Annotated in this window: 13 protein-coding genes; 6 read left to right on the plus strand and 7 right to left on the minus strand. The window is 47.2% G+C overall.

Annotated elements, in window-relative coordinates:
• Together dnaN and dnaA are read right to left on the minus strand one after the other, a co-directional pair.
• A complete protein-coding gene (gene dnaN / locus NOG12_RS06480) occupies positions 1–1,101 on the minus strand; it encodes a DNA polymerase III subunit beta (RefSeq protein WP_313932768.1) in 1,101 nt (366 codons plus the stop codon).
• A gap of 45 nt (positions 1,102–1,146) precedes the next feature.
• Positions 1,147–2,538 carry a chromosomal replication initiator protein DnaA gene (gene dnaA, locus NOG12_RS06485; protein ID WP_313932769.1) on the minus strand — a complete coding sequence of 464 codons (1,392 nt, stop codon included), beginning with the start codon at positions 2,536–2,538 and terminating at the stop codon, positions 1,147–1,149.
• 300 nt (positions 2,539–2,838) lie between these two features.
• On the opposite strand from dnaA, the gene rpmH reads away from it, so the two are divergent.
• The 5 genes from rpmH to mnmE are packed head-to-tail and all read left to right on the plus strand — an operon-like array spanning position 2,839 to position 6,637.
• Positions 2,839–2,973 (plus strand): 50S ribosomal protein L34, encoded by a 135-nt coding sequence (rpmH, locus tag NOG12_RS06490; RefSeq protein WP_110075714.1) that lies wholly within the window; start codon positions 2,839–2,841, stop codon positions 2,971–2,973.
• Positions 2,974–3,366: a ribonuclease P protein component gene (gene rnpA / locus NOG12_RS06495; RefSeq protein WP_313932770.1), complete on the plus strand. Its 393-nt coding sequence runs from the start codon at positions 2,974–2,976 to the stop codon at positions 3,364–3,366.
• Positions 3,303–3,587 (plus strand): membrane protein insertion efficiency factor YidD, encoded by a 285-nt coding sequence (yidD, locus tag NOG12_RS06500; protein WP_110075716.1) that lies wholly within the window; start codon positions 3,303–3,305, stop codon positions 3,585–3,587. Before rnpA ends, yidD begins: the two co-directional genes overlap by 64 nt.
• 2 nt (positions 3,588–3,589) lie before the next feature.
• On the plus strand, positions 3,590–5,260 hold the full coding sequence (yidC, locus tag NOG12_RS06505) for a membrane protein insertase YidC (RefSeq protein ID WP_313932771.1): 1,671 nt from the start codon (positions 3,590–3,592) through the stop codon (positions 5,258–5,260).
• Between the two features lie 3 nt (positions 5,261–5,263).
• Positions 5,264–6,637 (plus strand): tRNA uridine-5-carboxymethylaminomethyl(34) synthesis GTPase MnmE, encoded by a 1,374-nt coding sequence (mnmE, locus tag NOG12_RS06510; protein ID WP_313932772.1) that lies wholly within the window; start codon positions 5,264–5,266, stop codon positions 6,635–6,637.
• 22 nt (positions 6,638–6,659) lie between these two features.
• Here mnmE and NOG12_RS06515 read toward each other — a convergent pair whose 3' ends face one another.
• Positions 6,660–9,128 carry a flagellin N-terminal helical domain-containing protein gene (locus tag NOG12_RS06515; protein ID WP_313932773.1) on the minus strand — a complete coding sequence of 823 codons (2,469 nt, stop codon included), beginning with the start codon at positions 9,126–9,128 and terminating at the stop codon, positions 6,660–6,662.
• Positions 9,129–9,361: 233 nt separating this feature from the next.
• On the opposite strand from NOG12_RS06515, the gene NOG12_RS06520 reads away from it, so the two are divergent.
• Positions 9,362–10,510 carry a dicarboxylate/amino acid:cation symporter gene (locus tag NOG12_RS06520; RefSeq protein WP_313932774.1) on the plus strand — a complete coding sequence of 383 codons (1,149 nt, stop codon included), beginning with the start codon at positions 9,362–9,364 and terminating at the stop codon, positions 10,508–10,510.
• A gap of 85 nt (positions 10,511–10,595) precedes the next feature.
• Here NOG12_RS06520 and NOG12_RS06525 read toward each other — a convergent pair whose 3' ends face one another.
• The 4 genes from NOG12_RS06525 to NOG12_RS06540 form a co-directional block, all read right to left on the minus strand.
• Positions 10,596–11,222: a YiaD family glycine zipper/OmpA-like lipoprotein gene (locus tag NOG12_RS06525; protein ID WP_110075721.1), complete on the minus strand. Its 627-nt coding sequence runs from the start codon at positions 11,220–11,222 to the stop codon at positions 10,596–10,598.
• Positions 11,223–11,345: 123 nt separating this feature from the next.
• The gene (locus NOG12_RS06530) at positions 11,346–11,843 is read right to left on the minus strand and encodes a DUF4199 domain-containing protein (RefSeq protein WP_110075722.1); all 498 of its coding nucleotides are present in this window, start codon (positions 11,841–11,843) and stop codon (positions 11,346–11,348) included.
• A gap of 63 nt (positions 11,844–11,906) precedes the next feature.
• Positions 11,907–12,611 (minus strand): RNA polymerase sigma factor FliA, encoded by a 705-nt coding sequence (locus NOG12_RS06535; protein WP_313932775.1) that lies wholly within the window; start codon positions 12,609–12,611, stop codon positions 11,907–11,909.
• A gap of 29 nt (positions 12,612–12,640) precedes the next feature.
• The gene (locus tag NOG12_RS06540; RefSeq protein ID WP_313932776.1) at positions 12,641–13,141 is read right to left on the minus strand and encodes a hypothetical protein; all 501 of its coding nucleotides are present in this window, start codon (positions 13,139–13,141) and stop codon (positions 12,641–12,643) included.
• Positions 13,142–13,143: the final 2 nt, after the last annotated feature.

Below are 13,143 nucleotides of genomic sequence, written 5' to 3' on the forward strand. Positions count from 1 at the left end.
TTAGAGGCGCATAGGCATAACTACATACAACGACGAATCATCATCGTTGTCTTCAACCAAACCACTGGCATCAGGACCTGAAAGCGTTAACTTAACCTGGTTACCCTGGATGGTGTTCAATACGTCAATTAAATAACTGACATTGAAACCGATCTCCAGACTAGCACCTTGGTAATCGACTTCGATCACTTCCTCAGCCGTTTCTTGTTCAGGGTTGTTCGCAGTTAAGCACATCTCGCCGGCACTCAAATTAACCCGAACACCTCGATACTTTTCATTAGACAAGATCGACGCTCGTGAACAGGCTTGCTTAAGTGTATCGCGGTCGGCGACCACAACTTTATCACCGCCACTTGGTAGCACGCGACGATAATCTGGGAAACGCCCATCAACGAGTTTACTGGTAAAACCAATGCCGTTCGTTTCAACACGAATATGATTGTTGCCAATCAAGACTTTCACTTCAGTCTCAACATCATCTAATAAGCGCAATAACTCTGTGACACCCTTTCGTGGCACTATAACTTGGCGCGCGGCCAAATTAGGTTGGCCAATGGAGCAACTGCTCATCGCTAGGCGGTGACCGTCTGTTGCAACAGTACGCAACGTATTTGCATCAGTCTCAAACAGCATACCGTTCAAATAATACCGAACATCTTGGTTAGCCATCGAGAAGCTCGTGCGCTCCATCAAGTCTTTCAAGGTAGACTGACTCGTCACTAACTGAATATCGCTATCCCAGTCATCGATGTTAGGGAAGTCTTCAGCCGGCAAGGTTGCTAAGGTAAACTTACTACGACCCGAGCGAATCATCGCTTTATCAGCTGATGCGCTAAACTGAACGAGCGCACCTTCTGGTAGACTTCGGACAATATCGACCAGCTTCTTGGCTGGCACTGTCACTTGCCCCGCTTCACCATCATCAATGGCACAAGACGACACCAGCTCTACTTCAAGATCCGTACCGGTCAAACGAATGCCATCAGGCTGAACTTGAATCAGCACATTAGACAAAATTGGAATTGTATGACGGCGTTCTACCGCTCCACTTACAACCTGAAGTGGCTTGAGAAAAGCATCGCGATTGATGGAAAATTTCATCCCCACATTCCCCTGTTGTGTTTATCCCAAACGCTGCGGTACCAATTATGCCGACAACGTACGGATTAAGTTTCTGTAGTCTTCTTTTATATCATTCTGCGTGTCTTTTAGTGATTTAATTTTTCGACACGCGTGTAAAACTGTTGTGTGATCTCGCCCACCAAAGGCATCGCCAATTTCAGGCAAACTATGGTTGGTTAATTCTTTCGCCAGCGCCATGGCCATCTGCCGTGGCCGCGTTACTGAACGGCTACGTCGCTTCGAGAGCAAATCCGCAATTTTGACGTGATAATACTCTGCCACAGTTTTCTGGATATTATCTATGGTTACCAACTTTTCTTGCGCCGCAATCAAGTCGCGTAAGGCCTCACGAACAAAATCTATGGTTATCTGACGGCCCGTTAAATTCACGTTAGCCGCTAACCGGTTGAGTGCACCTTCTAATTCCCGCACGTTTGAACGTAAACGTTTAGCGATAAAAAATGCAACTTCATGAGGTAAGGTAATGCCTCGTTCTTGTGCTTTACGGATAAGAATCGCCACCCGCGTTTCTAATTCCGGCGGCTCAATTGCAATCGTTAGGCCCCATCCAAAACGTGAGCGCAATCGGTCTTCTACCCCTTCAATTTCTTTCGGGTAAAGATCGCTGGTCATGATGATTTGCTGATTACCCTCAAGTAACGCATTGAAAGTATGAAAGAATTCTTCTTGAGACCCTTTCTTGTTAGCAAAGAAGTGAATGTCATCAATCATCAATGCATCAACGGAGCGATAATAACGTTTAAATTCATCGATGGTGCTGTTTCGAATCGCATTAACCATATCCTGCACAAATCGCTCAGCCCGCATATAAAACACCTTGGCGTCTTTCTTATGCGCCATGATGCCGTTACCCACCGCATGCAATAAGTGAGTTTTACCTAAACCCGTACCGCCATAAATAAATAGCGGGTTATAAACACCACCGGGATTTTCAGCAACTTGTTGTGCTGCAGCTAGAGCTAATTGGTTTGATTTACCTTCAACGAAATTATCAAAGGTATACTCCGGCACAATATTGCACTCAAATGCAGGCGCTGGCGTACTTTCGGTGGTCCATGGCGTATGTCGCATCGCTGGCTTACGAACTGGAGCTGCTTGCGGAGTCGGTGCTACCGGAGCTGCTGACGGAGCCGCCGCTTGCTGAATGCTGCCTACCGTAAAAGCAACGTGTGGTGCCTTGCCCTCTTGCTCTGCTGCTAACTCGCCTAGGTAATCATTGATGAGGTTTAGATACTTATCTTTAACCCAATCCACCACATACATATTAGGTGCATACAAGGTTAAGGTGTCATCTGCTATTTCTGCCTGAAGGGGACGGATCCAGGTATTGAAGTGCTGCGCTGTTAATTCGCTTTGTAATCGTTCCGCACATTGTTGCCAAAGCGATTTATTCACACCTGACTCCATTATTTTGCTTTTATAGTTATGGTCTAGATTTGACTGCCCACGGATCATCTCGATCCTCTGTATTTATTGGTTGTTCAGTCACCGAATAATGAATTTGATTGTACTGAAAAGCCCCGCAGATCGCTAGCGTTTGCGGTAAAATAACTAGGCACTTGTCGCATCTTTATCCACAATCAGAATCATTCTCAACTCAGGTTTGTGGATAGCTTTTTACGTTGACTTTGATCCTTTTAACCGTTAGAATTCGCGCTCTAAATTTTTAGGTAACTCGAATACGGAATTAACGTCATGAAAAGAACATTTCAACCAAGCGTATTGAAGCGCAAGCGCACTCACGGTTTCCGTGCTCGTATGGCAACGAAAAATGGCCGCCAAGTTTTGGCTCGCCGTCGTGCCAAAGGCCGTAAAGTTCTGACTGCTTAATTGAAGCAGAACTATCATTACGGGCGGGAGTTACGACTACTAACTCCCGCGCACTTCCAAACTGTATTTAACTCCCCTCCGGTGAAAGCCGTTACGGCTGAGCTTACCGTGCTCGCTGTTCCCAATTATTCTGATCATCCACGCCTTGGCGTTACTATCTCCAAGAAAAAAGCAAAGCGTGCAGTTGATCGAAATCGCATTAAACGCAAGATTCGCGAGAATTTTCGGCTAAAACAGCATAAAATACCGGCATTAGATATTATCGTTATAGCGAAAAACGGTGTCGTAGACCTTTCAAGCGAAGACCTACAACAACGTCTGGATTATTTATGGCGAACTTTAAGCAAGCGTTGCGAGCAATACCTATCGGCTTTATCAGACTCTACCAGCTGATAATTAGTCCGTTAATCGGCCCCAGATGTCGATTTACCCCAACCTGTTCACAGTACGCCATAGAAGCTATCCAAAACCATGGTATGATGCGTGGCTTCTGGCTTGCCAGTAAACGCATTATAAAATGCCATCCGGGCCATCCCGGTGGATTCGACCCGGTGCCAGGAACTGAACCTGTACCGGACCAAGAACATCAAAGTAAAACAGAGACGAAGCACTAATTATGAATTCGCCACGTTCTATCTTGTTTATTGCTTTTTTGGTTGTGAGTTTTTTTCTCTACCAAAATTGGCTGATTGATACCGCTCCCGGCACTGAGAAAATTGCCGGTACTAAACAAACTCAATCACTAGATTCTGGAATTCCAGAAGCCCGTACTGACACAGGCGTAACTAGCAGCAGTGTACCTAATGCGACTAACGCAGATATGCCAGCTACTGCAAACGCACAACGCAGCCAGTGGGTGACCGTAACAACAGATGTTCTTGATATTCGCATCGATACCCTAGGTGGTGATGTGGTCAACGCACAACTCTTGAAGTTTGCTCGTACCCAAGACTCTACCGAACGTTTTGAGTTGCTCCACGCAGAAGCCAATAACCTCTATATTGCTCAATCTGGTTTAGTGGGTACTGATGGCACCGACTCCGCCGCTGGCCGCCCGACGTTCCACGTGGAACAGACCTCTTTTGAAATGCAAGGCGATGAGTTACGGGTTCCTCTTCATTTAACCCTAGAAGATGGCTCAAGCTTAACTAAAACCTTCGTCTTTACCGCTGGTTCGTATGCCGTTGACGTGATTTACAGCATCCGTAACGCTGGCACCGAGCACAAGCAAATGCAGTATTATGCTCAGCTCAAGCAGGTGATCACTGAAGGTTCTGGCAATATGATGATGCCAACCTATCGCGGTGGTGCTTACTCTTGGGATGAAGATCGCTACGAAAAATATGCCTTTGATGATATGCGTGACCAACGCTTGAATCGCTCAACCGAAAAAGGTTGGATTGCGATGTTAGAGCATTATTTCGTGTCTGCTTGGATTCCTCGTGCTGAAGGCACCAAAACATTGTTTTCTCGAGTTATTGGTGGTGACCAGGCCATCATGGGCATGATGTACCCAACCACGGTGGTTGCTCCAGGTGCCACTGCCGAAATCAAATCAACTTTGTTTATGGGTCCTAAAGACCAAGACGCTATGGAGTTGGTTGCAGAAGACCTTAACCTCACCGTAGATTATGGCTTCTTATGGTGGCTAGCTCAGCCCATCTTTAAGTTACTGCAGTTCTTGCAAAGCTTCTTGATTAACTGGGGCTTGTCTATCATCGCCGTCACCGTGGTGATTAAGCTGGTGCTCTATCCGCTAACCAAAGCACAATACGTGTCTATGGCTAAAATGCGCATGATTCAGCCCAAAATGCAGGCATTACGTGAGCGCTACGGCGACGACCGTCAAAAAATGTCGCAAGCCATGATGAAGATGTACAAAGAAGAGAAAGTAAATCCTCTCGGTGGTTGTTTGCCGATGTTACTGCAACTCCCAATCTTCTTAGCCTTGTATTGGGTTCTGTTGGAAAGCGTTGAATTACGCCATGCACCGTTGTTCCTGTGGATTTCAGATCTTTCTGCAAAAGACCCGTTCTTTATTCTACCGATTTTGATGGGTGCATCTATGTTCTTCATGCAGCGGTTACAACCGACCCCTGCTACCGATCCGATGCAGCAAAAACTACTGCAGTTTATGCCATTGATTTTCACTGTCTTCTTCCTGTGGTTCCCATCAGGCTTAGTTCTGTACTGGCTAAGCAGCAACTTGATCACTATTGGTCAGATGCAGTGGATTTACCGCGGCCTTGAGAAGAAAGGCATGATGGAACGTAAGAAGAAGAAATAATTCATGAGCTTTCATTTGGCTAACGACACCATTGTTGCTCAGGCCACGCCCCCAGGGCGTGGCGGTGTTGGTATCGTTCGCGTGAGCGGACCCGCTGCACGTGTGGTGGCTGAACGTATCCTGGGTCACTGCCCGGTAGCGCGTAAAGCTGAATACCTGCCATTTAAAGATTTATCCGGCAATCTCCTTGATGAGGGGATTGCCCTATTCTTTCAAGGTCCTCATTCTTTTACCGGCGAAGATGTGCTGGAGTTGCAAGGCCATGGCGGTCCGATCCTGATCGACATGATTATTAAGGCCATTCTAGACTTTCCGGATGTTCGCCCCGCTCGCCCCGGCGAATTCAGCGAGCGCGCGTTCCTAAACGATAAGTTAGATTTAACTCAAGCCGAAGCTATTGCTGATTTGATTGATACCACCTCAGAACAAGCTGCCAAAGCGGCTTTACAGAGCTTACAGGGCGGTTTCTCGCATGAAATTGATCAGCTCGTTGACCAAGTTATTCACTTGCGTATGTACGTCGAAGCTGCCATTGATTTTCCTGAAGAAGAAATTGATTTTCTAAGCGACGGCAAAGTTTCTGGCGATTTAGAAGCCATCATTGACCGGCTCCAACAAGTGATGGTGCAAGCCAAGCAAGGCTCTTTGTTACGCGAAGGCATGAAGGTGGTGATTGCAGGTCGCCCCAACGCCGGTAAATCGTCGCTCTTGAATGCTTTGGCGGGGCGTGAATCTGCCATAGTGACAGCCATCGCTGGCACCACCCGAGACGTCTTACGCGAACATATTCAAATTGACGGCATGCCACTTCATATCATCGACACCGCAGGCTTACGCGAAAGCCCTGATGAAGTTGAGCAAATTGGCATTGCCCGAGCCTGGGACGAAATACGCGGCGCTGACCGCGTCCTGTTTATGGTTGATGCTACCGAAACAAACGCTGTACATCCTGCTGACATTTGGCCGGAGTTTTTCGCTCAATTACCTGACGACTTACCTTACACAGTAATTCGCAACAAAGTAGACCTCAACCAAGAACCGGTAGCTTTAGAGGATATTGGTGGTATTCCAGTGCTCCATCTTTCGGCTAAAACTGGGCATGGCGTTGAATTGCTGCGTGAGCACCTTAAACACTGTGTGGGCTATCAAGCTACCAGTGAAGGTAGTTTTATGGCTCGTAGACGCCATTTAGACGCCTTAGAACGCGCCCGTGACCACCTGCTGATAGGGCAAGAACAGTTAGAACTAAATTTAGCGGGCGAGTTGCTCGCTGAAGAGTTACGTCTAACCCAGCAGCATCTGAATGAAATCACTGGCGAATTCACCTCTGATGACCTACTAGGCAAGATTTTTAGTAGCTTCTGTATCGGGAAGTAAAACCGCCATCTACCGCCAGTACTTAGCTATTCAACAAGGCCAAAACCGTTTCAGGAACAGCGTTGGCTTGGGCTAATACACTTTGTGCGGCTTGGTTGATTATCTGTGCTTTGGCTAATCGAGAAGTTTCCACCGCATAATTTGCATCCATAATCCTACTTTTGGCAGCACTTAGATTGGTTACCATCCCTGCATTATGATCAATAGCTGCACTCAACCGGTTTTCCATCGCCCCCAAGTAACTGCGCTTGGCATCAACCATACCAATAGCTCTATCCAAAGCTGCTAATGGGTTGGGTGGCTGACGCAAACGGAAGTCTTCACCCATTTCGCGAATATTCAATTGAGTATGCGCCACCCCATCATCGACAAAGCCATCGGCATCGGTGATGGCTGTAACACTATAATTAACACCCGCTGAGACATTACTTGGATAGTAAAAAACCACCTCACTGCCACCATTTTTAGTCCGTATTACAACCTCTCCGGTACTATCTAAGTCGACCAAAGTCGCTGTTTTATAGCCGCTAAAGTCAGTACTTGAACTCGGTAGTTGAAAAAAGTAATTACCATCGTCACTTTGCCGCAACACATCCGTATAGGTTTGTCCTTCAAGATCGGTATAATTCACGCTTACATTGCGGGTATCGATAAGGATTTCAGAATAACCAGATACACGGTCCTGCTGCTGAGCTGTTGCACCTAAAACCAGAGGAGTAGTTTGGGTTGCATCCGCTCGCACTGCGCTCAGTTGCTGTTGCCCATCAAACTCGAGGTCAACATTCGCGTTAAAGTAGGCGCTGCTACCATCGGCTTGCTCGCCACGAATCACCCATTGCCCCAACCCATCATTTCGTTGCACGAGAGTGAGGTTTGATAATCCGGAAAAGTCTGCACCACTAAATTCTACGTTCGCAAATGCAGTAAAATCCTTAGCGGGTGTCGCCCAGCTTGAAACGCTCGCTGCGCTGGCCAAATCAACACCAGTAAAGCTTTGGCTAGCCGCTGTCAACGCTAAGTCGTACTCTTCACTTACATTACTCAACGCGTAATAGCTATTATCTGCTGCTTGCAGATACAAATCGCCGCTAGCTGTGTCTTCTACAAGAACAGCCCCAGGATAATTGAGGATCACTTCATCAACCGCGGTTAAGGCGTAGTCATTACCAGCAAAATTAAAGCTATCACTCACTGCAACAAAGGTCTCCGACCCAGTCAGGGTGGTGGCGCTTGCTACTGCATCCAGGCGTAAACGATCGGTTTGTTCAATAGCGGCTACGCGTTGATAACGCATGTCACTCCCGCTACCACTTTGAATATAGAACTCGCTGGTGCTATCTGCTTGCACTAATGCCGCAGAGGGTAACGAGTTACCACTATCGCTCACAAAACTAACGTTTGCGGCTGCAGCTAGGTTGTAATCGATACCAGCAATAGTAAAGTCATTTTCAACCGCCGTGTAGCTCCCCATTTCCGGATTCGATGGAGCATAACTGCTTTGTGCCGGATACACTTTATAGGTGTAGGGATTACCATCGATGTCATACCCCGTCGCCCAGTCTTCTTCGTATTGCAGCAAGGTATTGGCCTCACGGTAACTCAAACTATCATCGGCGTTGCGAGACTCAATGTAAAAGGTGCCATCCGCTTCTAGCAGACGCTCATTAGGGTTAAGCGCTGGCAAATCGTTACTTCCTGCATTCAGCGAAGGGTTAAATAAGTCATAAGCTGGCGTGATGGTCACCGAGCTAGTATCCGTGGCGGTAGTATGGGTCGCCGCAACATTTAACCGGACAAACCCCTCAGCACCGTCACTAGCGTAATAGCCCACACTTGGATTGTAGAACAGCGGCAGATTCACCCCATCTGCGCTCAGCGTTGTAGCTGCATCATACAAGCCAATGTGCTGAGCTACACCGGTTAACTGATTGCGCTCAGTAATGGTTGTTGGTGGACCAGCGATGTTAAATCCGGCCAAGCCTAGCGCATCAGTAGAGAACCCTGGGCCGGTCAGATCAAGCTGCAGCGTTTGTTGGTCGTTAGCCCCCACTTGCATGCTGATTCTGTTTGCACCGCCGTTAAGGAGCTTTAATCCGTTGAAGTTGGTCTTTTCGGCGAGGCGGTCGATTTCTTTTAAATGCTGATTAATTTCTGCCTGAACCGTATCTTTGTCTTGTTTATTTAAGTTATCACTTAAACCTTGCACACTGAGCTCACGAACTCGTTGCAGGCGCTCATTGATACTATCAAGCACACCATGGGCTGTTTGACTCAACGAAATGGCATCTTGAGCATTACGAGACGCTTGCTGTAAACCGCGCGTTTGACTACTAAAGCGATTAGCTATCGCAGCACCGGCAGCATCATCTTTGGTATGGTTAATTCTTAGCCCCGACGACAGTCGTTCAAGAGCGACTGCCACCGTTGATTTCGCTTGCCATAAATGGGCTTGACCTTTCTGCGAAAGAATATTGGTATTAATTATCGACATACCTGTCCTTGCCATATTCCATAGGTAAAAGTAGGAACTCAATGATGCTATACAGAAGTTATCGGATAGCCGGCGACATTCTTTAATCTCTATGCGCCAGTTCATGACGCGACATCAATCGCAAGGCCCTAGCTGCTGAACTAAAACTTTTCCCCCTTAGTGACTTTATTTGCGATAATGCAACGGCATAAATAAGTCATCACGACACATTTTTATAATAACGAGAGAACATCATGGGTCTTATAATCAAACTCATTCTAGGGATTGTTGCAGGTACACTTATTGGCCTCTACACCCCCGATTGGATGACACAGCTGCTACTAACCTTCAAAGCAATTTTTGGTCAGCTACTATTTTTTACCATTCCGCTGCTCATCCTGTTTTTTATCACAAGCGGTATCGCTGGATTACCACAAAATTCTGGAAAACTACTCGGCCGCACCCTTGGTATCGCCTATTTATCCACAATCATCGCCGGTATTGTCGCCTATTTTGTGGCCAGCATTGTGGTGCCTTTCTTAACTACTGCCGCTAAGAGTGCTAACCAAACAGACGTTAACGCACTGGAACCTTTTCTTACCTTAGATATGCCACCCGTATTTGGGGTTATGACAGCATTGGTCCTGGCTTTTATTTTTGGGTTAGGGATTGCAAGCACCAAGGCTGAAAACTTAAAGCAACTAAGTGACCAGGGCCGTGACATCATCGAGTTACTGTTAGGCAAGGTGATCATTCCTTTATTGCCGATCTATATTGCGGGCGTATTTGCAGAAATGGCCGCTGCCGGCACTGTTTTCGCTACCCTCAAAACCTTTGGTATCATCTTACTGCTAGCAGTTGCACTGCACTGGGTTTATATCACCGCGATTTATACCCTTGCCGCCGTGAAATCAGGGCGTAATCCTTTTGCGCTTATCAAAAACATGTTGCCAGCCTACTTTACTGCGCTTGGTACCATGTCTAGCGCTGCGACTATTCCGGTCACCTTGCAGAGCGTGAAAAACAATAAGGTTAATGATGACGTGGCCAACTTCGCCGTGCCTTTGTGCGCGACGGTGCATTTGGCAGGTTCAACAATCACCATTGTTAGCTGTACTCTTGCGGTAATGTATTTACATAGCGCACTCGCTATTCCGTCATTTCTTACCATACTACCATTCATTTTAATGCTAGGCGTGGTGATGTTGGCTGCGCCAGGAGTACCAGGAGGTGCCGTGATGTCGGCGGTTGGTTTGTTGGGATCTATGCTAGGTTTTGGCGAGACCGCCATTGCTCTTATGATTGCTCTCTATATGGCCCAAGATAGCTTCGGCACTGCCTGTAATGTTACTGGCGATGGTGCGATTGCGCTCCTAGTCGATTCGTCACGGCAAAAAGCATAATTGATTGGTTTTATAAATAAAAACCCGCTTCTCTTAGGCGGGTTTTTTTATGGTTTATAACTAACGTTGCCAATGCGCTTAAGCGCTAAGCTTGATTTGGCACTATTCGTAACTCGACGCGACGGTTTAACTGCCGCCCAGACTGAGTATTGTTATCTGCAACTGGCATGGTTTCACCATATCCAACTGTCGTAACTCGGCGACTATCTACTGCTTGACCTACTAAATGATTACGTACAGCATTTGCACGGTTCACACTAAGGGTTTGATTATATTCGGCAGCCCCGGTGCTATCCGTGTGACCTTCCACAATCATGGTGGTTTTGTTGTATTTATTCAACACCTTAGCAACATCATTAAGAACCGGATAAAAACCTTCGCTGACCACCGTGCTATCGGTAGCAAAGGTTATGGCGCTAGGCAATTGTAGGCGAATATTGTCACCATCACGGATAACTTCAACACCGCTACCGGCTAGCTCTTGGCGAAACTCCTCTTCTTGCTGGTCCATATAGTTACCTATCGCGCCACCGGCGATAGCACCGACAACAGCACCCCATGCATACCGACTTTTATCATGGTCGCCCGTGCCTTTACCTAATACGGCACCTGCTACAGCGCCGATTGCTGCGCCTTTTTGAGCATTGGTCATATTGGCACAACCGGTTGCCACTAGGGACGACATGGCTACCACTAACATAAGCTTTTTCATACAAGGTTCCTTTTAATGCTGATTCAAGACCAAACATAGCTTACTAGCTTTCTTTACAATGAAAGTAGCACAAGCATCCTGACAATAAAGCTTTCTTTGCGTGTTCTTTACTCTCAACCAAGCTTACTTAGTAGCTGGGGATTGCGGCGTTCTACGAACAAAAAATGCCACCACCAACGAGGTGAGAACCCCCATCACAAAGGCCCCAAGCACGGCTTGCAACATATAGCTTTGCAATGAGAAATATTGGGCCGCAGCCGTGGCCTCCATGAGTCCGTTCTGCACCGCATAGTCTGCCATATTAGTGAAGAAATGCGGACTAATCAGGGTATGGATAACCCATTGCGATAGTGGCGTTAATAAGGCTACAAAAACACTGATTAATAGGCCGCATTTAAATGCTTGCCCCCAACTAATCAAGCCTCCATAAACACGATCTCGCTTATCCCGTAGCGCCAACACATAGATGGTTATTGCTACAATCGCGAACACATTAGTATAAATCGCATGTTCTTCTATACGTGTGCTATGCAATCCGAACAATCGCTCGATCAGCATCCACACCCACATCGCTAGAGTAAAGATAACGGCCCAGCGCAATTCTAGTTTGATAGCATTCATAGGGTTGTCCTTGTTTTATTATAGTTCTTATTGCGATAACAACTTCAAGAGGTATAGCAGAAACTAGCTATATTGCCCAATTCGCGCGCGAATACGTTTAATCGCTTGGCTATGCAATTGACTCACTCGAGATTCGGTGACATCAAGCACCGCGCCAATTTCTTTAAGATTTAGTTCTTCTTGGTAGTAAAGCGTCATCACCAACTGTTCACGCTCGGGTAAGGCTTCAATAGCCTGCAGCAAGAGTCCTTTGAGTTCGGCATCACCAAAGAGATTCTCGGGCTGGCTGGCTGGATTTTCCGCAGACTCGGTGTGAGGGCTATCCTCCAACATATCGTCGTAAGACATGATAAGCCCGTTATTGGTATCCAATAACAGCTGTTGATAATCGCTCAAAGACATATCTAAGGCTGCTGCAATTTCGCGCTCTTCGGGGCTGCGACCCAACTGCTGTTCTAGCTTGCGTATCGTCTGTTCAAGTTCGCGGCCGCTGCGGCGCACACTGCGCGGCAACCAATCGCGACTCCGCAGCTCATCAATCATGGCGCCACGAATACGTTGATGGGCATAGGTTGAAAACGCCACACCTGCCTCAGCATCAAAACGCTCGACACAACTTAACAGGCCTTCAACGCCAGCTTGGATAAGATCGTCCACATCGATACCCGCCGGCAACCGCACTTTCAAGCTAAAGGCTTGTTTGCGCACCAGCGGATAGTATTGCTCTATCAAGCTCTGTTTGTTGATTTTTCCTGCGGCCGTATACATGCGTTAGGGTCCTGTTTTGTTGCACCAAATTAAGACGACAAGACTAATAATTCAATATTAAAGTAGCGTTTGGCGACATCTTGTAAATTAGCCAATAAACCTCGCCGCGCCAAGCTTGCTTGGTGTAACGCAAGGATCTGCTTCGGTGCACCCGCCTGGTGCATGGCTTTCAAGGCTCGATAGGCCCGTGCGAAACTATCTAAATCATCATTTATCCACAGCGCCCAGCGTTGGTAAGTACCCACTAACCTAGTCATCTCAGGATAATCTGATGCAACGGGTATCACCCGCCATTGGCTTGCATCACCCACCCATTTCTTACCCGCCTCAGCCCAGCGTTGAAATACCTCTAATGCCGCTAAGGCATGTTGCTCTTGCAAACTAGGCAAGCCGAGCACGACCACTTGCTGCCCGCTGAATTGTGACTCATTCGATGGACTCACCTGTTCACTCACCGCTTGCTGCTGGTCTTGCGGTTGGTCTTGTCGCTGCGCAGCCCATTGGCGCAAACTTGCTGCTTGATCACTCATAC

It is taken from the genome of Pseudidiomarina fusca, assembly GCF_032227045.1.
Taxonomy (GTDB): domain Bacteria; phylum Pseudomonadota; class Gammaproteobacteria; order Enterobacterales; family Alteromonadaceae; genus Pseudidiomarina; species Pseudidiomarina fusca.